General features: G+C 54.8%; 22 protein-coding genes and 1 pseudogene. 13 read left to right on the top strand and 10 right to left on the bottom strand.

Annotated features, from left to right (window positions below):
• Positions 1 to 10: 10 nt before the first annotated feature.
• The 3 genes from WM95_RS16190 to WM95_RS16180 are packed head-to-tail and all read left to right on the top strand — an operon-like array spanning position 11 to position 2,832.
• Entirely contained in the window at positions 11 to 1,168 is a 1,158-nt protein-coding gene (locus tag WM95_RS16190; protein WP_063408465.1) for an ABC transporter permease, read from the top strand.
• A complete protein-coding gene (locus tag WM95_RS16185) occupies positions 1,161 to 2,111 on the top strand; it encodes an ABC transporter ATP-binding protein (protein ID WP_045355466.1) in 951 nt (316 codons plus the stop codon). The genes WM95_RS16190 and WM95_RS16185 overlap by 8 nt, the downstream gene beginning before the upstream one ends.
• On the top strand, positions 2,095 to 2,832 hold the full coding sequence (locus tag WM95_RS16180; protein WP_047741587.1) for an ABC transporter permease: 738 nt from the start codon (positions 2,095 to 2,097) through the stop codon (positions 2,830 to 2,832). Before WM95_RS16185 ends, WM95_RS16180 begins: the two co-directional genes overlap by 17 nt.
• On the opposite strand, the gene WM95_RS16175 is transcribed toward WM95_RS16180, so the two are convergent.
• Complete coding sequence (locus WM95_RS16175) at positions 2,807 to 2,920, bottom strand: protein YohO (RefSeq protein WP_008500895.1); 114 nt, start codon at positions 2,918 to 2,920, stop codon at positions 2,807 to 2,809. The genes WM95_RS16180 and WM95_RS16175 overlap by 26 nt on opposite strands.
• Before the next feature lie 69 nt (positions 2,921 to 2,989).
• Complete coding sequence (gene mlrA / locus WM95_RS16170; protein WP_045355468.1) at positions 2,990 to 3,730, bottom strand: HTH-type transcriptional regulator MlrA; 741 nt, start codon at positions 3,728 to 3,730, stop codon at positions 2,990 to 2,992.
• Positions 3,731 to 3,947: 217 nt separating this feature from the next.
• On the opposite strand from mlrA, the gene WM95_RS16165 reads away from it, so the two are divergent.
• From WM95_RS16165 to WM95_RS16155, 3 genes are read left to right on the top strand one after another with little or no spacing between them, the layout of a single operon-like run.
• Entirely contained in the window at positions 3,948 to 5,633 is a 1,686-nt protein-coding gene (locus WM95_RS16165; RefSeq protein ID WP_063408464.1) for a sensor histidine kinase, read from the top strand.
• A complete protein-coding gene (btsR, locus tag WM95_RS16160; RefSeq protein WP_023312443.1) occupies positions 5,627 to 6,346 on the top strand; it encodes a two-component system response regulator BtsR in 720 nt (239 codons plus the stop codon). Before WM95_RS16165 ends, btsR begins: the two co-directional genes overlap by 7 nt.
• Before the next feature lie 46 nt (positions 6,347 to 6,392).
• Positions 6,393 to 6,863 (top strand): DUF1456 family protein, encoded by a 471-nt coding sequence (locus WM95_RS16155; RefSeq protein ID WP_063408463.1) that lies wholly within the window; start codon positions 6,393 to 6,395, stop codon positions 6,861 to 6,863.
• A 106-nt stretch (positions 6,864 to 6,969) separates the two neighbouring features.
• Here the strand turns inward: WM95_RS16155 and metG are convergent, their stop codons facing one another.
• Entirely contained in the window at positions 6,970 to 9,003 is a 2,034-nt protein-coding gene (metG, locus tag WM95_RS16150) for a methionine--tRNA ligase (RefSeq protein WP_045355471.1), read from the bottom strand.
• 166 nt (positions 9,004 to 9,169) lie between these two features.
• On the opposite strand from metG, the gene apbC reads away from it, so the two are divergent.
• Positions 9,170 to 10,279 carry an iron-sulfur cluster carrier protein ApbC gene (apbC, locus tag WM95_RS16145; protein WP_023312440.1) on the top strand — a complete coding sequence of 370 codons (1,110 nt, stop codon included), beginning with the start codon at positions 9,170 to 9,172 and terminating at the stop codon, positions 10,277 to 10,279.
• Between the two features lie 95 nt (positions 10,280 to 10,374).
• Here apbC and WM95_RS16140 read toward each other — a convergent pair whose 3' ends face one another.
• Together WM95_RS16140 and WM95_RS16135 are read right to left on the bottom strand one after the other, a co-directional pair.
• Positions 10,375 to 10,830 (bottom strand): GNAT family N-acetyltransferase, encoded by a 456-nt coding sequence (locus WM95_RS16140; RefSeq protein ID WP_223826010.1) that lies wholly within the window; start codon positions 10,828 to 10,830, stop codon positions 10,375 to 10,377.
• A complete protein-coding gene (locus WM95_RS16135) occupies positions 10,805 to 11,137 on the bottom strand; it encodes an RcnB family protein (protein WP_023336316.1) in 333 nt (110 codons plus the stop codon). The genes WM95_RS16140 and WM95_RS16135 overlap by 26 nt, the downstream gene beginning before the upstream one ends.
• Before the next feature lie 488 nt (positions 11,138 to 11,625).
• Between WM95_RS16135 and WM95_RS16130 the strand changes: the two genes are divergently transcribed.
• The 4 genes and pseudogenes from WM95_RS16130 to WM95_RS16115 all read left to right on the top strand — a co-directional run bounded on the left by WM95_RS16130 (position 11,626) and on the right by WM95_RS16115 (position 15,985).
• A complete protein-coding gene (locus WM95_RS16130; RefSeq protein ID WP_088544857.1) occupies positions 11,626 to 12,765 on the top strand; it encodes a polysaccharide export protein in 1,140 nt (379 codons plus the stop codon).
• Entirely contained in the window at positions 12,765 to 13,214 is a 450-nt protein-coding gene (locus WM95_RS16125; protein WP_023312436.1) for an arsenate reductase/protein-tyrosine-phosphatase family protein, read from the top strand. Before WM95_RS16130 ends, WM95_RS16125 begins: the two co-directional genes overlap by 1 nt.
• A pseudogene (locus WM95_RS16120) lies at positions 13,214 to 15,393 on the top strand (polysaccharide biosynthesis tyrosine autokinase). The gene WM95_RS16125 and the pseudogene WM95_RS16120 overlap by 1 nt, the downstream one beginning before the upstream one ends.
• A 76-nt stretch (positions 15,394 to 15,469) precedes the next feature.
• Positions 15,470 to 15,985, top strand: coding sequence for a protein disulfide oxidoreductase (locus tag WM95_RS16115; RefSeq protein WP_063408460.1), 516 nt, complete (start codon positions 15,470 to 15,472; stop codon positions 15,983 to 15,985).
• A gap of 36 nt (positions 15,986 to 16,021) precedes the next feature.
• On the opposite strand, the gene WM95_RS16110 is transcribed toward WM95_RS16115, so the two are convergent.
• The 3 genes from WM95_RS16110 to WM95_RS16100 all read right to left on the bottom strand — a co-directional run bounded on the left by WM95_RS16110 (position 16,022) and on the right by WM95_RS16100 (position 20,223).
• Positions 16,022 to 17,488, bottom strand: a complete 1,467-nt coding sequence (locus WM95_RS16110) for a pyridoxal phosphate-dependent decarboxylase family protein (protein WP_023312433.1) — start codon at positions 17,486 to 17,488, stop codon at positions 16,022 to 16,024.
• A gap of 18 nt (positions 17,489 to 17,506) precedes the next feature.
• Positions 17,507 to 18,883: a diaminobutyrate--2-oxoglutarate transaminase gene (locus WM95_RS16105; protein WP_014884533.1), complete on the bottom strand. Its 1,377-nt coding sequence runs from the start codon at positions 18,881 to 18,883 to the stop codon at positions 17,507 to 17,509.
• A gap of 332 nt (positions 18,884 to 19,215) precedes the next feature.
• Positions 19,216 to 20,223, bottom strand: a complete 1,008-nt coding sequence (locus WM95_RS16100; RefSeq protein WP_063408459.1) for a LacI family DNA-binding transcriptional regulator — start codon at positions 20,221 to 20,223, stop codon at positions 19,216 to 19,218.
• A gap of 238 nt (positions 20,224 to 20,461) precedes the next feature.
• Between WM95_RS16100 and WM95_RS16095 the strand changes: the two genes are divergently transcribed.
• Together WM95_RS16095 and WM95_RS16090 are read left to right on the top strand one after the other, a co-directional pair.
• Positions 20,462 to 21,703 (top strand): MFS transporter, encoded by a 1,242-nt coding sequence (locus WM95_RS16095; protein ID WP_063408458.1) that lies wholly within the window; start codon positions 20,462 to 20,464, stop codon positions 21,701 to 21,703.
• 17 nt (positions 21,704 to 21,720) lie between these two features.
• A complete protein-coding gene (locus tag WM95_RS16090; protein WP_063408457.1) occupies positions 21,721 to 23,154 on the top strand; it encodes a glycoside hydrolase family 32 protein in 1,434 nt (477 codons plus the stop codon).
• 84 nt (positions 23,155 to 23,238) lie between these two features.
• Here the strand turns inward: WM95_RS16090 and WM95_RS16085 are convergent, their stop codons facing one another.
• Both WM95_RS16085 and WM95_RS16080 read right to left on the bottom strand, forming a co-directional pair.
• Positions 23,239 to 23,700 (bottom strand): hypothetical protein, encoded by a 462-nt coding sequence (locus tag WM95_RS16085; protein ID WP_063408456.1) that lies wholly within the window; start codon positions 23,698 to 23,700, stop codon positions 23,239 to 23,241.
• Positions 23,701 to 23,913: 213 nt separating this feature from the next.
• Positions 23,914 to 24,987 (bottom strand): YadA C-terminal domain-containing protein, encoded by a 1,074-nt coding sequence (locus tag WM95_RS16080; RefSeq protein WP_063408455.1) that lies wholly within the window; start codon positions 24,985 to 24,987, stop codon positions 23,914 to 23,916.
• Between the last annotated feature and the right edge of the window lie 178 nt (positions 24,988 to 25,165).

Genomic DNA, 25,165 nt, shown 5'->3' with positions numbered 1-25,165 from the left:
GGAAAGGGCTGTGCCAATAAAATGTCATAACCGCGTACTGCTGCTGCTGGCCTGCGTGGCCATCGCGGCGGTCGCGCTGCCGTTTGTGAATGTCGCACCTAACCGTCTGATGTCAGGGGAAGGGCGCTATCTCTGGGAAGTATGGGCGTTCACGCCGTGGTGGCTGGCCGCGGCGCTGGGCGCGTGGGTTGCGCTATCGCTCTGGCAAGGCCGCACGGCGCAGTGGCTGACGCTGCTCCTTGCTGAAGGGCTGTTTATCCTCCTCTTCTGGGGAGCCGGGCAGGCGGCGACGCATATGGCTTCGGCGGAAAGCCCGCTGGCGAGAACCACGGTGGGCAGCGGCCTCTGGCTGTGGCTGGCGCTGTGTCTGCTGGCCAGCAGCGACGCCATTCGTCGACTCATCTCCAGCGCCGTCTGGCGCTGGGTGCTCAACGCGCAGATATGGTGCATTCCCTTGTTCCTGCTGTTCAGCGGTGAGCTGAACAATCTCTCTCTGCTGAAAGAGTACGCCAACCGTCAGGAGGTGTTTGATGATGCCCTTGCGCAACACCTGACGATCCTTTTTGGCACGCTGATCCCGGCTCTGCTGATCGGGATACCGCTCGGCATGTGGTGCTATCGTCATCCTTCACGCCAGGGCGGGATCTTTACCGTACTCAACGTGATCCAGACCATACCTTCCGTCGCGCTGTTTGGCCTGCTGATTGCCCCGCTGGCCGGGCTGGTTAAGTCATTTCCGGTGCTGGGAACGCTCGGCATAGCCGGAACGGGGTTAACGCCCGCGCTTATCGCGCTGGTGCTGTATGCGCTGCTGCCGCTGGTGCGCGGCGTGGTCGCGGGCCTGGGCCAGGTCGCGCCGGATGTGCTTGAAAGCGCCCATGCAATGGGGATGAGCGCGCGGCAGTGTTTCTGGAAAATTCAGCTCCCCCTGGCGCTGCCCCTGCTGCTGCGCAGCCTGCGGGTGGTGGCGGTACAAACCGTCGGCATGGCGGTGATAGCGGCGCTGATTGGTGCGGGCGGCTTTGGCGCGCTGGTGTTCCAGGGGCTGCTCAGCAGTGCCCTCGATCTGGTGTTGCTGGGCGTGGTGCCCACGATTGCGCTGGCGGTTGTCGTCGACGCGCTGTTTGCCTTATGGCTCGCGCTGCTCAGGAGAAGAGCCAATGATTGAATTTCATGATGTCAGTAAAACCTTTGCCGGTCGCCCGGCGGCGAGCCATCTGAACCTGAACTTTGCCGAGGGGGCGTTTTCCGTGCTGATTGGCACCTCGGGCTCGGGAAAATCCACCACCCTGAAGATGATCAACCGCCTGGTTGAGCATGACAGCGGGGTGATCCGCTTTGCCGGAGAAGAGATCCGCAGCCTGCCGGTGCTGGAGCTGCGTCGCCGGATGGGCTATGCCATTCAGTCTATCGGCCTGTTTCCGCACTGGACGGTGGCGCAGAACATCGCCACCGTGCTGCAGCTGGAGAAATGGTCGCGGGCAAAAATCGCTGACCGGGTGGATGAACTCATGTCGCTCCTGGGGCTGGAGCCCGCGCTGCGCGATCGCTATCCGCACCAGCTTTCCGGAGGCCAGCAGCAGCGCGTGGGCGTGGCGCGCGCGCTGGCGGCTAACCCGCAGGTGCTGCTGATGGATGAACCCTTCGGCGCGCTGGATCCGGTCACGCGCGGCGCGCTGCAGGCGGAGATGACCCGCATTCACCGCATTCTCGGACGCACGATCGTTCTCGTGACGCACGATATAGATGAAGCTCTGCGCCTGGCCGACCATCTGGTGCTGATGGATCATGGCGAAGTGGTGCAGCAGGGCTCGCCGCTTGAGCTATTAACATGGCCGAAGAACGACTTTGTGCGCGAGTTTTTTGGACGCAGCGAGCTGGGCGTGAGGCTGCTCTCCCTGCGGACGGTCAGCGACTATATGCGTCGGGAGAAGGTGTCGGTCAGCGGCGAACCGCTGCAGGCGCAGATGAGCCTGCGGGATGCCCTCTCGGCGTTTGTCGCGCGCCAGTGCGAGGTATTGCCCGTCTCGGACGCGCGTGGTACGCCATGCGGAACCTTACATTTTCGCGATCTGCTAGCCGGGGAGGTGACGCGTGAAGGCACTGCGTGATCCGCTCCTCTGGCTGGTAGCGCTCTTTGTCGCCTTACTGTTTCTGATGCCCCACAGCGCGGCGCTGTTTAACACCCTTTTTCCGGGGCTGCCGCGGCCGGTTTATCAGCAGGAGAGCTTTATTAATCTCGCCCTGGCGCATCTCTGGCTGGTGGCGCTCTCAAGCGCCATCGCGGTTGTGTTGGGGGTTGGGGCAGGTATCGCGGTTACGCGGCCTGCGGGCAAGGAGTTTCGTCCGCTGGTGGAGACGATAGCGGCGATTGGCCAGACGTTTCCCCCGGTGGCGGTGCTGGCGATAGCGGTTCCGGTGATGGGCTTTGGTCAGCAGCCCGCCATTATTGCGCTGATTTTATACGGCGTATTGCCGGTGCTGCAGGGCACGCTGGCGGGCCTCGCGGCGGTACCGGCGTCAGTGCTGAGCGTGGCAGAAGGGATGGGGATGAGTCGCGGTCAGCGGCTGCGCAAGGTTGAACTGCCGCTTGCGGCGCCGGTTATCATTGCCGGGATCCGCACGTCGGTGATTATTAACATCGGGACGGCGACCATTGCGTCTACGGTCGGTGCCAATACGCTGGGAACGCCGATTATTATCGGCCTGAGCGGGTTTAATACGGCTTATATCGTGCAGGGGGCGGTGCTGGTCGCGCTGGCGGCAATCGTCGTCGATCGCCTTTTTGAGAGGCTGGCTCTGTACCTCAGCCGACACCGCCGCGAACAATAAACGAGTATCCTGCCAGCATCACGCCGCCAATACCGCTCACGGCCATCAGGACAAAAAGGGTAATAATGGCCAGTTTGGTTGCCTTCATCATGTGCTCCTGTTGTTAACGGAACAATTATACGGTGAAGCGCAGCTGTTAATGAACCATTAAATGCCGTTATGGCTCATCCGGGCCAAGGGAATAGACCGGGTAACCATTCTCACGCCATTCCGTCAGCAGCTGCTGCTGCGAGGCGGAGGGCACTTCTCCACACCAGACCAGCAGGGTCTGGCCGTCGAAAAACTCAGGTTTGAGCTGCGCCAGCGAGTGCGCCAGAACATCCACGCGCCAGCCCTTCTGGGTCGCAATCCACGCTTCCAGCCACAGGCGGGTGGTATCGTGCACGTTCCAGCCGACAACCAGCGCATCTTTTCCGGCCTTGTTCTTCGCTGAGGCAAGGCAGACGGCAATGTAGTTGATCAGCACGCCGTCGAGCATGCTGAGCAGCGCCTGCAGGGTGGACTGCTGGCACTGCAGGCGTCGCCGGAGCGGAATGAAAAGATGGGAGATCAGCGTCTGCGCCGGATAATCGCGACCCTGCTCTTTTATCCATCCGCGCAGGCGCTGCAGGTTGCCCGCCTGCAGGAGCCGCAGCAGGGTTTCCTGTTGTTCGCGCCAGAGGTGTTGCGTGTCCGGGTCATCATGGCTCAGCAGGGACTTCACTTTGCCGACCTGCACTCCGTTGTCGATCCAGCTTTTAATTTCGCGGATGCGGTCGATATCGGCCTCATTGAAAAGGCGATGCCCACCGTCGGTCCTCTGCGGTTTAAGCAATCCATACCGTCGCTGCCACGCCCGTAGGGTAACGGGATTGATATCACAAAGGAGTGCCACTTCACCTATCGTGTAAAGCGCCATATTCGCCCCCTGGCTTACGCGTTCCCAGCTTAACTGTAGACCCACTTTGACGAACCAGGAAGAATTGATTGATTTTTGAACAAACAATGCGAAGCATGCGCGATATTCAGAAAAAGGTGTGATAACGGACACGATTTTGCGCTTTTTTGGGATGCTTCAAAGAAAGTAAACCCGCATCAGTGTATGTTACGCGTTTTTAGCGTGTGCGGTTTTGAGTATGTACGAGTTTAATCTGGTGCTGCTGTTGCTTCAGCAGATGTGCGTGTTTCTGGTCATAGCCTGGCTGATGAGCAAAACGCGCCTGTTTATCCCGCTGATGCAGGTTACCGTACGCCTGCCGCATAAGCTGCTCTGCTACGTTACCTTCTCTATTTTCTGCATTATGGGGACCTATTTTGGTCTCCATATCGAAGACTCTATTGCCAACACGCGCGCTATCGGCGCGGTGATGGGCGGGCTGCTGGGCGGTCCCGTCGTCGGTGGGCTTGTCGGCTTAACCGGGGGGCTGCATCGCTATTCCATGGGCGGGATGACGGCGCTCAGCTGCATGATCTCGACGATCGTGGAAGGGCTGCTCGGCGGGCTGGTGCACAGCTACATGATCAAACGCGGCCGCCCGGATAGAGTCTTTAGCCCGCTTACCGCCGGTGCCATTACCTTTGTGGCCGAAGTGGCGCAGATGGCGATCATTCTGCTCATTGCCCGTCCGTTTGAGGATGCGCTGCACCTGGTCAGCAGTATTGCCGCCCCGATGATGGTCACCAACACCGTGGGCGCGGCGCTGTTTATGCGCATTCTGCTCGACAAGCGCGCCATGTTTGAGAAGTACACCTCGGCGTTTTCCGCCACGGCGCTGAAGGTCGCCGCCTCGACCGAAGGGATCCTGCGCCAGGGGTTTAACGAAGAGAACAGCATGAAGGTCGCACAGGTGCTTTACAAGGAGCTGGATATCGGCGCGGTGGCCATAACCGACCGCGAGCGGCTGCTGGCCTTTACCGGCACCGGGGACGATCACCATCTGCCGGGTAAACCGATCTCCTCAGCCTATACGCTGCGCGCCATCGAAACCGGTGAGGTGGTGTATGCCGACGGTAACGAAGTGCCTTACCGCTGTTCGCTGCATCCGCAGTGCAAGCTGGGTTCCACGCTGGTAATTCCGCTGCGCGGGGAAAATCAGCGGGTGATGGGGACTATTAAGCTGTATGAGGCCAAAAACCGTCTCTTCAGCTCCATCAACCGCACGCTGGGGGAGGGGATAGCCCAGCTGCTGTCCGCGCAAATCCTCGCCGGGCAGTATGAACGGCAGAAAGCCCTGCTGACGCAGTCCGAAATTAAGCTGCTGCATGCTCAGGTCAACCCGCATTTCCTGTTTAATGCCCTCAACACGCTCAAAGCGGTGATCCGCCGCGACAGCGATCAGGCCGCGCAGCTGGTGCAGTTTCTGTCGACCTTTTTCCGTAAGAACCTGAAACGGCCGTCCGAGATCGTGACCCTCGCCGATGAGATTGAGCATGTGAATGCCTATCTGCAGATCGAGCAGGCGCGTTTCCAGTCGCGCCTGCAGGTGTCGCTCTCCGTTCCGGACGAGCTGGCGTATCAGCATCTCCCTGCCTTTACCCTGCAGCCTATAGTCGAAAACGCCATTAAACACGGCACGTCACAGCTTCTGGGAACGGGGGAGATAACCATTGCCGCCAGCCGTTTCAACCACCATCTGGTGCTGGATATTGAAGATAATGCCGGGCTTTATCAGCCTTCCGCCTCCGGCGGTTTGGGGATGAGCCTGGTGGATAAACGCCTGCGCGCCCATTTTGGCGACGACTGTGGGATTAGCGTCGCCTGTGAGCCAGACCGATTTACCCGTATTACCGTACGACTGCCGCTGGAGGAAAACGCATGTTAAGAGTGCTGATCGTGGATGACGAGCCGCTGGCACGAGAAAACCTGCGCGTTCTGCTGCAGGAGCAGCCAGATATTGAGATTGTGGGTGAGTGCGCGAACGCCATTGAGGCCATCGGCGCGGTGCACAAGCTGCGCCCGGACGTGCTGTTCCTCGATATTCAGATGCCCCGCATTAGCGGGCTGGAGATGGTCGGCATGCTCGACCCGGCGCATCGCCCCTACATCGTGTTTCTGACGGCGTTCGACGAATATGCCGTTAAGGCCTTTGAGGAGCACGCGTTTGACTATTTACTCAAGCCGATTGAAGAGAAGCGTCTGGAAAAAACGCTCACCCGTTTACGCCAGGAGCGAACCGTACAGGACGTCACGCTGCTGCCGGAAAACCAGCAGCCGCTGAAGTTTATCCCCTGCACCGGGCACAGCCGGATTTATCTTCTGCAGATGGATGATGTGGCGTTTGTCAGCAGCCGCCTGAGCGGGGTGTTTGTCACCAGCGCGGAAGGGAACGAAGGGTTTACCGAGCTGACCCTGCGCACGCTGGAGAGCCGCACGCCGCTGATCCGCTGCCATCGCCAGTATCTGGTGAACATGGCGCACCTGAAAGAGATTCGCCTGGAAGATAACGGCCAGGCCGAGCTGGTGCTGCGTGCCGGGCAAACGGTACCCGTCAGCCGTCGCTATCTCAAGAGTTTGAAAGAGGCGATTGGCCTGTAAAACTGGTACACTGCGCGCCATTGCATCATCGACATTCGAAGGCTCTATGCTAAGTAACGACATTCTTCGTAGCCTGCGCTACACCCTGAAAGCGAACAATAACGACATGGTGCGCATTCTTGCGCTGTCCGATATGGAATCCACGTCTGCGAGTTTTGACACGTGGATGACCAAAGAAGACGAAGAGGGCTTTGTCCGCTGCCCTGACATCATTCTGTCGGGTTTCCTGAACGGCCTGATTTACGATAAGCGTGGCAAAGATCCGGCCGCACCAGAGCTGGCGCTGGAGCGTCGGGTGAACAACAACACGGTGCTGAAAAAGCTGCGTATCGCGTTCTCGCTGAAAACGGACGATATCGTGGCGATCATGACGGAGCAAAAATACCGCGTATCCGTGCCGGAAGTGACCGCCATGATGCGCGCGCCGGATCATAAAAATTACCGCGAGTGCGGCGACCAGTTTCTGCGAAATTTCCTGCGCGGGCTGACCCACCGGGTGCATCACCCCAAGGCGTAAAGGCGGTAGGGTGCGGCCTGATGCCCTCACCCCGACCCCCTCCCACGTGGAGAGGGAGAAAACAAAACGCCATAAAAAAAGCCGGAGAGAATCTCCGGCTTTTTTGTTATTTCACCTGCTGGCCAGGCTTCGCGCCTTCGTCAGGGCTTAACAGGAAGATATCTTTCCCGCCAGGGCCTGCGGCCATCACCATCCCTTCAGAGATGCCGAAGCGCATTTTGCGCGGCGCCAGGTTCGCCACCATCACGGTTTGACGACCGATCAGCACCTGCGGGTCCGGGTAGGCTGAACGGATGCCGGAGAAGACGTTACGCTTCTCGCCGCCCAGATCCAGCGTCAGGCGCAGCAGCTTGTCAGATCCTTCCACGAATTCCGCGTTTTCGATCAGCGCCACGCGCAGGTCAACTTTGGCGAAATCGTCAAAGGTAATGGTCTCCTGAATCGGATCGTCTGCCAGCGGGCCGGTGACCGGTGCCGAAGCCGCCTTCACCTCTTCTTTAGACGCTTCCACCAGGGCTTCAACCTGCTTCATCTCGATGCGGTTGTACAGCGCTTTAAAGGTGTTCACCTTGTGGCCGAGCAGCGGCTGCGCCATGGCATCCCAGGCCAGTTCGGTGTTCAGGAACGCTTCAGCGCGGGCTGCCAGCTGCGGCAGAACCGGCTTCAGGTACGTCATCAGCACGCGGAACAGGTTGATGCCCATGGAGCAGATGGCCTGCAGGTCAGCATCGCGACCTTCCTGTTTTGCGACAACCCACGGTGCCTGCTCGTCCACATAGCGGTTTGCCAGGTCAGCCAGGGCCATGATTTCGCGCACGGCTTTACCGAACTCACGGGTTTCCCACGCGTCGCCAATGGTGGCTGCCGCGTCGGTAAAGGTTTTGTACAGGTCAGGATCGGCCAGTTCAGCCGCCATCACGCCGTCAAAACGCTTGGCGATAAAGCCCGCGTTACGGGAGGCCAGGTTCACCACCTTGTTGACGATGTCCGCGTTCACGCGCTGCACGAAATCTTCCAGGTTCAGGTCGATGTCGTCGATGCGGGAAGAGAGCTTCGCGGTGTAGTAGTAGCGCAGGCTGTCCGCGTCGAAGTGGTTCAGCCAGGTGCTGGCCTTAATGAACGTCCCGCGAGACTTGGACATCTTCGCGCCGTTCACCGTCACGTAGCCGTGTACGAACAGGTTAGTTGGCTTGCGGAAGTTGCTGCCTTCCAGCATCGCCGGCCAGAACAGGCTGTGGAAATAAACGATGTCTTTACCGATAAAGTGATACAGCTCTGCCGTGGAATCTTTCTTCCAGTATTCGTCGAAGCTGACGGTGTCGCCACGCTTGTCGCACAGGTTCTTGAAGGAGCCCATGTAGCCGATTGGCGCGTCCAGCCAGACGTAGAAGTATTTGCCCGGCGCGTTCGGGATTTCAAAGCCGAAGTACGGCGCATCGCGGGAGATATCCCACTGCTGCAGGCCGGATTCGAACCACTCCTGCATTTTGTTCGCCACCTGCTCCTGCAGCGCGCCGCTGCGGGTCCACGCCTGCAGCATTTCGCTGAAGGACGGCAGGTCGAAGAAGAAGTGCTCGGAGTCACGCATGACGGGCGTGGCGCCGGAAACCACGGATTTCGGCTCGATAAGCTCGGTCGGGCTGTAGGTTGCGCCGCACACTTCGCAGTTATCGCCGTACTGGTCCGGGGATTTACATTTCGGACAGGTGCCTTTGACGAAACGGTCCGGCAGGAACATGCCTTTTTCCGGATCGTAAAGCTGAGAGATGGTGCGGTTTTTGATAAAACCGTTCTCTTTCAGGCGGGTGTAGATCAGCTCCGACAGCTCGCGGTTTTCGTCGCTGTGCGTGGAGTGATAGTTGTCATAGCTGATGTCAAAGCCAGCAAAATCGGTCTGATGCTCCTGACTCATTTCGGCAATCATCTGCTCGGGGGAGATCCCCAGCTGCTGCGCTTTCAGCATGATCGGCGTGCCGTGAGCATCGTCCGCACAGATGAAGTTAACCTCGTGGCCGCGCATTCGCTGGTAACGGACCCAGACATCAGCCTGGATATGCTCCAGCATGTGGCCGAGGTGGATTGAGCCGTTGGCGTACGGCAGTGCGCACGTTACCAGAATTTTCTTCGCGACTTGAGTCATAGTAGGCATTACTTCTTTTAACTGTGAAAAGGGTTTTTGATGTTACCCGAAAGGTAATAACTACGCCAAGTGATAAGGGCATTAATCCATAAATGAATAATTGTTACCTCTGGGGTAAACTTGGTAATTACACGTCTTTTTTCAGAACAACTACAAAGGAGTCGGGATGAGTTCTCTATCCCAGGCCAAATCACCGGAAGCCTTACGAGCAATGGTCGCCGGGACGCTGGCTAACTTTCAGCATCCAACCCTGAAGCACAATCTCACTACGCTGAAAGCGTTACACCACGTTGCCTGGCTGGACGATACCCTGCACATTGAGCTGCAGATGCCGTTCGTCTGGACCAGCGCCTTTGATGCGCTGAAAGAGCAGACCAGCTCTGAGCTGCTGCGCATTACCGGTGCGAAGGCGATCGACTGGAAGCTGAGCCACAGCATCGCCACGCTGAAGCGCGTGAAAAACCAGCCTGGCGTAAACGGCGTGAAAAATATCATTGCCGTCAGCTCGGGCAAGGGCGGAGTAGGGAAATCCTCTACCGCCGTTAACCTGGCGCTCGCGCTGGCAGCGGAAGGGGCAAAGGTCGGTATTCTGGATGCCGATATCTACGGTCCGTCTATTCCGAACATGCTGGGCGCGGAAAACCAGCGCCCCACCTCGCCGGACGGGACCCACATGGCGCCAATTATGGCCCACGGTCTGGCGACCAACTCGATCGGTTACCTGGTGACCGACGATAACGCCATGGTCTGGCGCGGCCCGATGGCCAGCAAAGCGCTGCTGCAGATGCTGCAAGAGACGATGTGGCCGGATCTGGATTATCTGGTGCTGGACATGCCGCCGGGCACCGGTGACATTCAGCTGACGCTGGCGCAGAACATTCCGGTCACGGGGGCGGTCGTCGTGACTACGCCGCAGGATATTGCGCTGATCGACGCCAAAAAAGGCATCGTGATGTTCGAGAAGGTGGAAGTGCCGGTGCTCGGTATCGTCGAGAACATGAGCGTGCACATCTGCAGCAACTGCGGTCACCACGAACCTATCTTCGGTACGGGTGGTGCAGAAAAACTGGCTGCGAAGTATCACACTCAGCTGCTGGGGCAGATGCCGCTGCACATTACCCTCCGTGAAGATCTGGACAGCGGAAAGCCGACAGTGGTCAGCCGTCCGGACAGCGAATTCGCGGAAATGTATCGCCAGCTGGCGGGTCGCGTTGCGGCGCAGCTTTACTGGCAGGGCGAAGTTATCCCGGGCGAAATCGCGTTCCGCGCGGTTTAACGCCTTCGCGTTGAATTGCCGGGTGGCGCTTCGCTTACCTGGCCTACAACTGGCACTATCACGTAGGTCGGGTAAGGCGAAGCCGCCACCCGACTTTAACCCAACCGATAGTGCATCAAATAATACTCTCCGTCCGGAGAATCACCCGTCGCCTCAATGTGCCAGCCGTGTCGCTGGTAAAACGCAATAGCCCGCGCATTCTTCACCAGGCACTTAAGCGAACCCGTACTGGTAAACGTTTCCTGTACGTGTTCAAGTAACTTATGCCCGACGCCCATGCTCTGATACTGCGGATCGACAAACAGGTTGTGCAGGAAATTATCGTTCGTCCAGACGGAGGCAAAACCCAGGCGATGACCGTTCTGTGCAGCAACCCAAATCACTTCGTCACGGGTTGCCGCGTCAAAGTCTTCAAGCTGCCAGTCTGCACTGTCCAGCCATGGCCAGGCTTCACGCCGGGCATGGAGGTAGAGCGTGCGCAGGAAAGGGCGGTCACTTTCCTGCCAGGGGCGAATCACAATTGCGTTAGCGGTGATAGAAAATATCTCCATTGTAGGCTTTGTAGATCTTGCCATCAGCATCGCCGATCAGCACGTAATTCTCACCCATATAGGTCCAGTGGGTTCCGGCATCCGGAGCCGGCAGGTTACGTAACTGGTACTGTTTGATGGTGTACTCTGGCGTTTGATACTGCGCCGGCGCCGTGTCGCCAATCTTGAATTTCGTAAAGTCAGCGATGAACTCTTGTTCTTCATAGGCCTTGATGCCGGATGGCGCAGCGGCCGTTTGCGGGGCAGCGAATGCGGATCCCGCCAGAGACAGTAATACACCCAGAAGCAGCAATTTACGCTTAGCCATTTTTTCTCCAGTGATATCGTTACAGATACTTTTCGTCTGCAGGTCGTGCAAAGCGGAGCAGACAGTCCATTTTAAGTATCAACGCAGGGTATGTTTGAAAAAAAATGTAACAAAAGTGGACGGTTTTGTGTAGTCGAATGGGATGATGTTTATCACTGTGGTGAATATTGCCTGCTCCTTATATTTTTAAAATTTATTATTTCACTAATTAATTCTGAAAATGGTTTTTAACGTCAAAATTGGACTGTTGTATGAATGCTTTCCTGCCGAAGAAGATTTAATATTGCCTTCGGGCGAAACAATCTTACTTCTCTTTTTTTTTACAGGGATGAGTATCAATTTTGTTTTTTAGAGAGCAGTTTTGCCACGTTTTATAATGTCAGAATTTCATGTATCATGAAAATAATCAATTAAATTTCATGGCGTTAGATTTGATCTCTTTGCAAGATTAACGATAAGCGCAACGTTAAAAAGAAATATTTATACAAATGAAAAGTACAACTGCATTTTCGCTGTTATTTCTCACCGTTAGTCAGTTAACGGGGTGTATATTTGCCCCCGGCCAGAACTTAAGTGTGTCCGGGAAAAAGGTCATTGCGGCGGAAGACGTTAATTATAATCTTGATAAGCGCGTGGAAATTTTCCCATTAACGCCGGGATTGATTGAAAAGCTGCGTCCGACCGTATCGAAATCTCAGGCAAATCCTAATCTGGATGAGCAGATCAAAAACTGGGAATACCGTATTGGCGCAGGCGACATCCTGACGGTCACCGTCTGGGATCACCCTGAATTAACGACGCCCGCGGGACAATATCGTAGCGCAAGCGATGCAGGCAACTGGGTCAACGCCGATGGTACTCTCTTTTATCCCTATGTCGGTAAGCTGCGGGTGGCGGGAAAAACGGTTTCACAGGTACGTGAAGAGATTACAGCGCGACTGGATAAAGTCATTGAGAGCCCGCAGGTGGACGTCAGCATTGCCGCCTTCCGTTCGCAAAAAGCCTATGTCACCGGAGAGGTCGAAAAATCGGGCCAACAACCCATAACGAATATTCCACTGACGGTGATGGATGCGGTTAACGCCGCTGGCGGTCTTTCTGCGGATGCCGACTGGCGTAACGTCGTGCTCACGCATGATGGCAAGGACGCCCGCCTTTCGCTCTATGCGCTGATGCAGCATGGCGATTTGACTCAAAATAAGCTGCTTTATCCGGGCGATATCCTGTTTATTCCCCGGAACGACGAGCTGAAAGTGTTCGTGATGGGCGAAGTGGTCAAGCAGAGTACGCTTAAGATGGATCGTAGCGGCATGACGCTGGCCGAAGCCCTGGGAAATGCTGGTGGACTTAACCAAAATATGGCCGATGCAACCGGCATTTTTGTTATTCGGCAGGTATCCAAAAAAGGCGACACGGACAAAATTGCCAATATCTATCAACTGAATGCGGAAGATGCGTCAGCCATGGTGCTGGGTACGGAATTCCAGCTGGAGCCGTATGACATCGTTTACGTCACTACGGCACCATTATCACGCTGGAATCGCGTGATCGCCCAGCTGGTGCCTACCATCAGCGGCGTCCATGACCTGACCGAAACCGTTCGTTACATCAGATCGTGGCCGCAGTAATGTTTCAGTCAATCTTAGTTGTCTGCACCGGCAATATTTGCCGTTCACCGATTGGTGAGCGGCTGTTGCGTCAGCAATTACCCGGCAAGCAGGTGACCTCAGCAGGTATTTTTGGACTTGAAGGACGCCCGGCGGATGCGGCTGCGCAGGCTGTCGCCTGGCGTCATGGCGTTTCGCTGGAAGGGCATGTTGCCCGAAAGGTGACGCGCAGCCTGCTGCAACAATCCGATTTGATTCTGGTAATGGAGCCGAAACACCTCCGTTTTATTGCCGCAATGACTCCGGAGAACCGGGGAAAATCGCTGCTCTTTGGACAATGGCTGGAAACCAGGGACATTCCCGACCCGTATCACAAAAGTCGCGAAGTTTATGAATATGTTTTCGAGCAATTGGGTAAAGCCAGTCAGGAATGGACTCGTCGTTTGAGTCAACAAGGAATGAAGCCGTAATGTCGTCTTCTAAATCAGACAAATATAGTGCTGCGACACCGCAGAATAATGAAATCGATCTTCTTCAGTTGCTTGCTGAGATGTTTGACAACCGGGTGACGATTGCGTGTGTCACGCCCTGTTCACGGTATGCGCGGGTATCTACGCGTTCAGCGCCACGCCAGTTTATCAGGCTGATGCCCTGGTACAGGTAGAGGCGAAGCAGAATAACTCGCTGCTCAAGAACCTGACCCCGTTCGGGTCCGAACTCTCGCCAGATGTCGCGCCGGAAATTTTACTCCTCAGATCACGGATGATTCTGGGAGAGACCGTTGATCAATTAGGGCTGACGTACAACGCCAGGCGACGCGTTTTTCCTGTCATTGGGTCTTTGTGGGAACACGTGCGGGGACGTAAATCCGATGAAATAACGATCGGCGCGCTGACTATTCCCCTTCTGGAAGGTAAGCCACAAACGCTTTTACTCACCGTACAGGGAAAAGGGCGGTATCGTCTTGAGGGAAAAACGCTTCAAGCAGAAGGCATCGTGGGGAAAACGCTGGTTAAAGACGGAATGTCGCTTCTGGTGACATCCCTCAGCGCGGAACCAGGCACCCAGTTTACCCTCGAAGCAGTTACAAGGCTTGACGCGATCGACGCCATTCAGAACAGGCTTACGGTTGTTGAGTCGGCGAAACAGAGCGGTATGATCGCACTAACGTTAACGGGTGAAGACCCCGCCAGAATCGCTACGGTACTTAATACCATCGCTGAAAATTTTCTCAGCCAGAATATTGCGCGCCAGGAAGCGAAAGATTCCCGTAGCCTCACGTTCTTACAGGAGCAATTACCTAAGATCAGCCGGGAGCTGGATGAAGCTGAAGCGCGTCTGAATGCCTACAGAGAGCAACGCGATTCTGTCGACTTATCTCTGGAAGCAAAGTCAGTCCTTGATCAGGTTGTTAACGTGGAAAACCAGCTTAACGAGCTGACTTTCCGCGAAGCAGAGGTTTCACAACTTTTTAAAAAGGACCATCCCACCTACCGTGCCCTGCTGGAGAAAAAACAAACGCTTGAACGCGAGCGTGCGCGACTGAATAATCGCGTCTCAACCATGCCTTCCACGCAGCAGGAAATCTTACGGCTGAGTCGTGACGTTGAATCCGGGCGTGCCATATACCTGCAGTTGCTGACGCGTCAGCAAGAGTTGAGTATTTCGCGTTCCAGCACTATCGGGAACGTGCGGATAATTGACCCGGCCGTTGCGAAGCCAGATCCGATCAAACCGCACAAAGCGCTCATTATCGTACTGGGTATGCTGATGGGGTTGATGCTCTCTGCCGGAATGGTTTTAGCACGCTCAGCCTTTAAGCGGGGCATTACCTCGTCTGAACAACTGGAAGTGCAGGGGATACCGCTTCTGGCGACGCTTCCGCGCTCGGTATGGCTCTGGAAAAAAACGCACCTGCGCAGGAGAACCCTGTTTGCGTCCCATTGGAAGCACAGGACGTTGAACGTCCCTTTTCTGCCCGTTGACCGTCCGGCAGATAGGTTTGTCGAGGCGGTTCGCGGGCTGCGCACCAGTCTGCATTTTACCATGATGGATGCCGCAAACCGGGTCGTCGTGATGACTGGCCCCACGCAGGACTGCGGAAAGACGCTGGTCAGCACTTCACTGGCGTCGATTGCCGCTCAGGCCGGACAGCGAGTGCTGTTTATTGATGCGGATATGCGCAAGGGGTATGTCCACAATGTTTTCAAACTGAGCAATCATCGGGGATTATCCTGCGTGCTCGCAGGAGCTGTCGAATGGCAGGACGCGGTTCAGCGCGTTGAGAAAGGCGGTTTTGATGTATTGACATGCGGACCCCAACCTTCGCATCCCGTTGAACTGCTCATGAGCGAACGCTTCCAGGCCGTGATGTCGCAGATAGACAAAGTGTATGACATCGTAATTGTCGACACTCCGCCAATGCTTGCCGTAACGGATGCCTTGCTGATAGCCAAAGCGGCGGCGACCACGCTGCTGGTCGCCCGCTTTGGTAAAACCAGCGTCAAGGAGATCGAGAACTGCCTGAAGCGTCTGCAGCAAATGGGCGTGCAGGTGAATGGCGCGATCCTCAATGATATCGTGAAATCTGCCGTGCTTTATTACAACTCGGGATATAGCCATTACGACTACGGTTATACCCAGGAATAAACCTGACGCGACACTTCTTTACAGCGTGATGGCGTATTGCCCGTTAAGATGACCTTCGTTCAAACATGAGGTCATAATGGATAACCGCAAATTCAGTCGACTGCGCCGCTGGGCGCGGGAAGGAATCGTACTCGTTCTGCTGACGCTGGTCGTGGTGTGGGGCGTTGATCAGTATCGAAAACCGACACTCCCCGCCAGTTTTAGCGCAACACCAATGCAGAGCATCGACGGTAACATTCACGATATCTCGGCCCTGAGCCAGGAACGCCCGCTGCTGATTTACGTCTGGGCCACCTGGTGCAGCATATGCCGTTACACGACGCCTTCCGTTAATCAGCTGGCAGAAGAGGGGGGGAACGTGGTGAGCATTGCCATGCGTTCCGGTGATAACACAAAGCTTGAGCGCTGGGTTGAAAAGAAACAGCTGAAAATGCCGGTGATAAACGATGAAAACGGTGCGTTGTCGCAGCAGTGGCAGGTGAGCGTAACGCCGACGCTGGTCATTGTGTCGAAGGGGAATGTGGTCAGCACCACGACGGGCTGGACGAGCTACTGGGGATTAAAATTAAGGATGTGGTGGGCAGGCGTATAAAAATAACCCCTCTCCCGGCGGAAGAGGGGTGCTGTATTACTTAGCCAGAACTTCCTGCGCGGTGCGCTCAACCAGAGACAGCAGGATTTTAATATCTTCCAGCGTCACGGTTGGGTTCAGCAGCGTCAGCTTCAGGCAGGTGACGCCGTTGTGCTCGGTCACACCAACGTTCGCACGGCCGGATTCCAGCAGCGCATCACCAATTTTCTGGTTCAGCAGGGCGATGCCCGCGTCATCCATCTGAACCTGTCCGCGGAAGCGGAACAGAACGCTTGCCAGCTGTGGCTGCATAACCAGTTCCAGAGCAGGCTGCTCTTTCACGTAGGCCGCAACCTGCTGCGCCAGGGTCACGCCGTGATCGATGATCGCCGCGTATTGCTCCTGACCCAGCGCTTCCAGGCTCATCCACAGCTTCAGCGCGTCAAAACGACGGGTGGTCTGCAGAGATTTGGACACCAGGTTAGGCACACCCGCTTCTTCGTCGAACTCAGAGTTCAGGTAGGCCGCCTGATAGCGCATCAGCTCGTAGTGACGCGCTTCTTTCAGCAGGAACGCGCCGCAGCTGATGGTCTGGAAGAACTGCTTGTGGAAGTCCAGGGTGACGGAATCCACCAGCTCGATGCCGTCCAGGTAGTGACGATACTGCTCAGACATCAGCAGCGCGCCGCCCCAGGCCGCATCAACGTGTACCCAGATGTTCTGCTTAGCGGCCAGCTCTGCAATTGCACGCAGCGGGTCAATAGCACCGGCATCGGTTGTACCTGCCGTTGCGACGATCGCCAGAATCTGCTCGCCGTTCGCGTTGCACTGCTCAATTTTCGCCGCCAGATCGGTCAGATCCATGCGGGAGAATTCGTCCGTTTTCACCTGCACCACAGACTGGTAGCCCAGACCCATCAGCGCCATGTTTTTCTGCACGGAGAAGTGTGCGTTTTCGGAGCACAGTACGCGAATTTTGCGCAGATCTCCCACCAGACCGTCCTGCTGAACGGAGTGACCCTGACGCGCGAAGAACGCATCGCGAGCCAGCATCAGGCCCATCAGGTTGCTCTGGGTACCGCCGCTGGTGAAGACACCTGCGTCGCCGGCCTGATAACCCACGCGGGTACGCAGCCACTCGATCAGCTTGATCTCAATAATGGTTGCGGACGGGCTTTGATCCCAGGAGTCCATACTCTGGTTAGTGGCGTTGATCAGCACTTCCGCTGCCTGGCTTACCACCAGGCTTGGGCAGTGCAGGTGCGCCACACACTGCGGGTGATGAACGGACAGGCTGTCTTTCAGGAAGAACTCCACGGCGCGTTCAATCGCCGCTTCGTTGCCCAGCCCTTTCGGGTTGAAATCCAGCTTAATACGGTCGCGCAGTTCTGCGACCGTTTTGCCCTGGTACATCTCAGGCTGTTTCAGCCACTGCATCACAGCCTGAGTGCTTTGTTCGATCGCCTGCTGATAAGCTTCAATGCTCTGCGCAGAGGAGAACAAAATTGGGTTTGAATCAGACATCGTAATCAATAACTCCGGTTACGCCGGGCGAACGCCCGCAGCAAGCAGTGCCTGCTCAAATTTATCCAGGAAGATTTTCAGCTCTTCGTCGCTGATCAGCAGAGACGGCAGCAGACGCAGAACGATACCGTTACGGCCACCGCGCTCCAGAATCAGACCGGCTTCGAAGCACTTCTTCTGAATCAGTGCAGACAGCTCGCCGTCGCCCGGGAAGCAGCCCATGTGGTCAGCGGCTTCGTGTGGCTTAACGATCTCAATACCGATCATCATGCCCAGGCCGCGCACGTGGCCGATAACAGGATAGCGTTTTGCCATCTCTTTCAGCTGGCCTTTCAGCCATTCGCCCTGTGCAGCCACTTTGCCTGCGATGTTCTGGTCTTTCAGGATTTTCAGCGTCGTCAGACCGGTTGCCATCGCCAGCTGGTTGCCGCGGAAGGTACCGGTGTGGTGACCTGGCGCCCATGCGTCGAACTGCTTTTTGATACCGAGCACGGCCAGCGGCAGACCGCCACCTACGGCTTTAGACATCACGATGATGTCTGGCTCAATGCCCGCGTGTTCGAAGGCGAAGAATTTACCGGTACGGGCAAAGCCAGCCTGAACTTCGTCGAGGATCAGCAGAATGCCGTGTTCCTGAGTCACTTTACGGATGCGCTGCAGCCACTCAGCCGGAGCCGGGTTCACGCCGCCTTCGCCCTGAACGGCTTCCAGAATCACCGCAGCAGGTTTACGCACGCCGCTTTCAACGTCGTTGATCAGGTTATCGAAGTAGTAAGTCAGCGCTTTCACGCCCGCTTCACCACCGATACCCAGCGGGCAGCGGTATTCGTGCGGGTAAGGCATGAACTGCACTTCTGGCATCATACCGTCAACCGCTTCTTTCGGAGACAGGTTGCCGGTCACGGACAGCGCGCCGTGGGTCATACCGTGGTAACCACCAGAGAAGCTGATGATACCGCTACGACCGGTCACTTTTTTCGCCAGCTTCAGCGCCGCTTCAACGGCGTCAGCACCGGATGGACCGGTGAACTGCAGGCAGTACTCTTTGCCCTGACCAGGCAGCAGAGAGAGCAGGTATTCAGAAAACGCGTCTTTCAGAGGCGTAGTCAGATCCAGGGTATGTAACGGTAAGCCGCTGGTAATGACATTTTGGATGCTTTTCAGCACATCAGGATGGTTATGGCCAAGCGCAAGGGTCCCCGCGCCTGCTAAACAGTCAAGGTATTCTTTATTATCTGCATCGGTGATCCACACGCCTTCTGCTTTAGTGATGGCTAAAGGCAGTTTGCGCGGATAACTCCTGACGTTAGATTCAAACTCGGCCTGACGGGCCAGATAGGTTTCGTTGCTTTTGTGGGCATCTACGGTGTCAATACGGACTTTATCCGTCATCATATCACTCCTACAACCGCCGCTTCGTTATGAGCCACGATTGAATAAAAAGTTAAAAAACAGATGGGGGCCTGAAAAAAACGCCGCCAATATAGAGCCTTTTGCCACGGGGCTCAATGGTTAATTTGTTTACTGTTTTGTGACACGGGGCCGTAACGAGGAAATATCCCCATTTCTAAAATGAAAATTGCATTTTATGCCAAATAAAATCAGCGCGTTACAGGCCCTTTATCCGGTGTGTAAAGTCACAGAAAAGAGTGTGACAAATCGTGCCATCGAACGGCATAAAAGGGGGGAGTTCTGCTTGTTTCTGCGTCATGGACATAAAGCGGTGCTCATGATGTATGCACAATGGAATTACGCAGTAAAAAAGGACTTTCTACACGCGTGGTGTTCTGATGCTCTTCACCGTTAATAATATGCAAGGCGCTCAGACGACCAATTTCATAGTGTGGCAGTTGAACCGTAGTGAGAGGAGGCAGGAACAACTCCCCAATACCCACCATATTGTCATAGCCGATAACGGCGACATCTTCTGGTATGCGAAGCCCTTGCGCCAGCAGCGTCTGGTAGACCATAAACGCGATACGGTCGTTGCCGCAGATAACGGAGTCGAACCCGGGAATGCCATTCTGCACGTGCGCCAGCAGCACTGACGGGATATCACGATAGTGCTCGTCCCCTAACGTCATATAGCTGTGCGCCAGGCTGTCCGGATCGAGCCCCGCTTCTCGGCATGCACGTTCCAGCCCCTGACGGCGCCGGGTTGTGGCCAGATGTCCCTCAGGCAAATGCAGACAGAGAGGGCGTCGATAACCCTCCGTGAGTAACGCCCGCACGGCGGTATATTGGCCCTGTTCATCATCGGGAATATAGCTGGCGACCTTTTCGCCGTCACTTTCGCAGTTGGCCAGCACGCAGGGAAGGGTGAGTAATTTAGCCGGGAGAGGGACACGACGTAACCCCATGGTGGTGTAGATAATCCCGTCAGGCCGATGAGAGAGGAGAAGGTCGACGATGGCGTCCGGGTTGTCATCGGTAAACATATTCATCACGAAGCTATTCCAGCCGTGCATTCTGGCCGTCTCTTCAATAGACAGCGCGATCTCCACTGAGAAAGGTGTCGTCACCGTATCGAGCGCCAGTACGCCTATGGTTTTCGGCGAGGCATGCGCGCCGCGGATTTTCTTGGCGGACAGATCCGGCACATAGCTGGTCTGCTCGATAGCCAAATGAACGCGTGCCAGCGTTTCCGGTTTAAGGCGCTCCGGGCTGTTCAGTGCGCGGGAGACCGTCATCAGCGATACGTTAGCCAGCTTTGCGACGTCCTTCAGGGAAGCCATCTTGTTACTCCGTTAGTGCTCTGTGTGAGAGGGTATACAACTAAGTCGCTGATGTAAAAAGAAGGCTGCTGCACAGGCCAGGCCATTCTTACCTGAGTGATGAAAATTTGATCGCGATCTCACTCTCTTAATGTTAACGTTAACTTTCGTGATTAACATCTTAATTTTTTACCAAATAGCATGAGAGAACTTAAATGTTAACGTTACCATCCTGTCATTACTCCAACATGAGAATGTCATGATGAAAACGCATCACTCTCACAGCTACCCTTTATTAAGCGCATTACTGTTTTTCTTTTTTGTCACGTGGTCCTCTTCCGGCTCGTTGCTTTCTATCTGGCTCCACCAGGAGGTGGGGTTAAAGGCAGGGGATACGGGAGTCATCTATGCCGTACTGTCTGTCTCCGCGCTGTGCGCGCAAATCTGCTACGGCTTCATTCAGGATAAACTCGGCCTGCGAAAAAACCTGCTCTGGTTTCTGACCAGCCTGCTCATTCTTTCCGGTCCGGCCTTCCTGCTGTTTGGTTATCTGCTGCACATTAACGTGATACTCGGCAGTATTTTCGGCGGGATTTATATCGGACTAACGTTTAACGGCGGGATTGGAGTACTGGAATCCTATACCGAGCGCGTGGCCCGCCAGAGTCAGTTTGAGTTTGGTAAGGCAAGGATGTGGGGATCGCTTGGCTGGGCGGTGGCAACCTTTTTTGCGGGACTCCTGTTTAACATTAATCCGAAGCTGAACTTCGCGGTGGCGAGCTGCGCCGGGCTGGTGTTTTTTGTGCTGCTGGCGCGCCTCAGGGTCTCTTCCGCCCCGCACGCCATGCAGGAGGCGGTGTCCGGCGGTAAGGTCACGCTGGAGGATGCATTGCGCCTGCTGACGCTGCCGCGCTTCTGGGCGCTGGTGTTTTTCGTTATCGGCACCTGTATTTATGGCGTTTATGACCAGCAGTTCCCGGTCTATTTCTCCTCCCAGTTCCCGACGTTACAGGAAGGGAACGCCATGTACGGCTATCTCAACTCATTCCAGGTTTTCCTGGAGGCGGCGGGTATGTTTTGCGCCCCGTGGCTGGTGAATCGTCTCGGTGCGAAAAACGGCCTGATTTTCGCCGGAATGGTGATGGCGATGCGTATGGTGGCATCGGGTCTGGTTGAGGGACCGGTACTGATCTCCATTACCAAGCTATTGCATGCGGTTGAGCTGCCCGTTTTGCTGGTCTCCATCTTTAAATACAACAGCCTGCATTTTGATAAGCGCCTCTCTTCCACCCTCTATCTGGTGGGCTTTGCCTGTACAAGCTCTGTGATTGCCTCGGTCCTGTCGCCGCTGGCAGGTTACAGCTATGAGAAATACGGCTTTGCTCAGTCCTATCTCATCATGGGGCTACTGGTATTCAGCACCACGTTTATCTCCATCTTCCTGTTGCGCTCGGGTAAGTCCTCTTCTGACCCGCTTATGCCGCAACCTTCCACTATCTGACTGAAAAGAGTAGACAAATGACGTATTCCATTGCCAAAGCTGAACAGGAACTGCAGGCCAGACAAGGCAGTCTTAACCTGCGCTGGTATCCCCGTTACCACCTCGCCGCACGTGCTGGCTGGATGAACGACCCGAATGGCCTGGTCTGGTTTGACGGCTGGTATCACGCCTTTTATCAGCATCATCCATATTCGACCCAGTGGGGGCCGATGCACTGGGGCAATGCGCGAAGCAAAGATTTAGTTAACTGGGAGCACCTCCCGGTTGCGCTGGCACCGGAGGGACCAGACGACAAGGACGGCTGTTTTTCTGGCTCAGCGGTGGTCGATGGCGACACGCTGGCGCTGATCTACACCGGCCACAAATTCCACGGCGATCCCGGCGATGAGGCGAATCTCTACCAGGTTCAGTGCCTGGCAACCAGCCGAGACGGCATCCAGTTTGTGCGGCACGGGACCGTCATTGACACACCGCCCGGACTGCATCACTTCCGCGATCCGAAAGTATGGCGTGAAGGGGAGTGGTGGTACATGGTCGTTGGTGCGCGGGAGGGTGATACGGGCCAGGTGCGTGCGTACCGGTCTGCCGATCTGCGCGAGTGGCAGGACATGGGCGTGCTCGCGGTGGCTGAAAAAGAGATGGGCTATATGTGGGAATGTCCGGACTTTTTCACCCTCAATGGTAAACGCGTGCTGATGTTTTCGCCTCAGGGGCTGGAGGCAGAGGGATTCAAAAATCGTAATCTTTTCCAGAGCGGCTACCTGCTGGGCGAGTGGCAGCCCGGCAAACCTTTCGTGCGTGAAGGAGAATTTGTGGAGATGGATCGCGGACATGATTTCTATGCGCCACAAAGCTTCCTGACTCCTGACGGCCGCCGCATCGTTATCGGCTGGCTGGACATGTGGGAATCGCCCCTGCCGGAACAGCAGGATGGCTGGGCAGGCATGCTCTCCTTACCGCGCGAGCTGACGCTTAGTGTGGATAACCGCCTGCAAATGCGGCCGGCCAGAGAAGTTGAAACCCTGCGCGGAGCATGGTTCCCCTGGCCGGTAAGTACGCTTAATAACCAGCAGATGACTCTGGTTGAACACTGCGATGCGATGGAGGTCATTCTGCAATGGGATTGCGCGAATAGCAGCGCGGAGCAATACGGCATTCGTCTCGGCGACGGGTTACGCGTCTATGTTGATGCGCAAATGCAGCGCCTTGTGCTGGAGCGACACTATCCACAGTATGGCCTGTGCGGCACCAGAAGCGTCGCGCTTAACCTGAACGGCGTGCTCAGTCTGCGCTTGTTTTTTGACTACTCTTCCGTGGAAGTGTTTGTTAACGAGGGTGAGGCGTGCCTCAGCAGCCGTATTTATCCTGATGCAGACTGCCGCGAGCTGGCGTTGTTTGCCTGGACGGGGGGAGCGTCGCTTATTCATGGCGGGGCGTGGCAGTTAGAGTAAATCTGTATTTAGTCATGAGCTAAAATAAAGCCCCATACAAATGGGGCTATGTAAATCTTATCAGGAGGGAGCGTAGTCCTAAGATCACATTTTTGATAATTGTGCGTTTACGACTCTCTCTTTTTCGACAACCAGCTGCATAATATAGCTATCCTTGTGCCATAAACCCTTATTTGGCTTCCAGCCTTTCGAAAGCAGATATTCAGCAGCATCAGATATTGGCTTATTCATAACGCGATCCGCTTCACCTGAAAACTGTTTAACATCGCCGCTTGCTTTGGCAGGCTTGCTGTCACAACGACCCGCAGCATCCATAACCTGAGTGCAGCCTTCAGGAAAATGCTTATGTGCTGATTGTGCAAGTTGAGCAGCATTCTCCAAAGCCTGTTTTTCTGCAGCAGCGTTAATGGCTGATGTGCGGTTTTGCTCTGCAATATAACAAGCGTCTTTACTCACCCCCTTGCTTTGACAATCCGCCATCCGTTGCGCTGGTGAGGAACACGCAGCAAGAGATAATACAGCCGCTATCATCATTAACTTTTTCATTATTGCCTCAGTAATTGCAATTATAAATATAGGTGCCTAACATCAAGCCGATCCATATCCCTAATAAAATAAAAGTGAGATACAAAACAGCGGAGATAAAAATGTACTTTGTCATTTTATTTGCGAGCAGCAATGTATTGAGTTATAGCCAGCTGATTAAAACTCATGGGCGATTTTTTTAGCTCACTGGCATTTTGTTTTAATATTGTAACATCACCATCCGTAAGATGCGGATGCCGCAACAATTTCATCACCGTTGGATGTACCTGATGTAGAGAGAGTAGCAGCTACATTCTCAGCGAACTTATGACGGTAGCCGATTGCATAACCTTGCGCATCTTTGAAGTTGGCAGCACCGACGGCAACCGCGTTATCTGTATCAACGTAATGCAAACCAGCAAGAGAAGCAGCGCCAGCGATACCAGCACGATATTCCTTGCGATCCTCATTCTGCTGATTCTCCAGAGAAGAGAACTTAGCGTTATTTTGACTCTCTAACGCAGTAATACGTGATTCATGATTCGCTAATTGTGCGCTGTGATTCTGAATCGTCGCTTCCTGTGTTTGCTGGCGTGACTGAACGGTAGCAACAGCAGCTTTATTCGCTGCGGCTACCGTTTGTGCATCGACAGCTAAAGATTGCGCATAAGCGCCCGTATTAAATGCCTGAGTCGCTTTGCCAGAGGCATCCTGAAGTGCTTGATCTTGTCTATCCTGATCGGCGTTGAAAATGCTTTTATCGACCTTACTTGCTAGCGCTTGAGTGTTGGCGTCTGCTTTGTTGTTCGCATTGGTCGCGGTGATGTCAGTTTTATCTACTCTCGTGTTTGTATCAATGATTGCTTGACCGTTAGTAATAACGCCTTGTAAAGCCGCATCTGCTTTATTATTAGTGTTATCAATCAATATATTCTGTTTGTTATCAGTGATTGTCTGATCTGCTTTGTAATCGTCGATTTTCTGATTAAGGATAGCGTTAGCTTGAGTGTTAGCATTTACGCCATCTTGAGCAGTGTTAGCTGTATCTTGTGCTTTATTAATAGCTGTATTTGCTCTGTCAATATCGCCCTGAAGGTTATAGATTTGCCCGTCTTGCTTAATGTTACTCCCCTCGATGTTATCAAGGTTATAGGCGGTTTTATCGGTACCCTGAATTTGAATGTGAGCACCTGGATTGTTGACGTTATCGTCAAGGTTTATGTTTACTTCCGCAGCATTTGCAGTATTCATTGAACCAGCAAACACAAAACCAAAAACAGCGATAGCTGTTGTATTTAAATAGTTCATTTTAAAGCTCTCATCATCACTACAAGAAAAAATAAAGTAAGGGCGCTATCCTGGCGGGAAGATACAACGTCTTGTTATATCTGAAATAATTCACAATTAACGTTGAAAATTTTTGTTTGATAACTTATTTCGTAACGTGCAGTAACTATCTATGAATGTGTAATTTTGATTATTGATC

Source organism: Enterobacter cloacae complex sp. ECNIH7 (genome assembly GCF_002208095.1).
GTDB lineage: Bacteria > Pseudomonadota > Gammaproteobacteria > Enterobacterales > Enterobacteriaceae > Enterobacter > Enterobacter cloacae_M.
The sequence above is the reverse complement of the archived record's forward strand: the minus strand, read 5'-3'. Positions and strand labels throughout refer to the sequence as shown.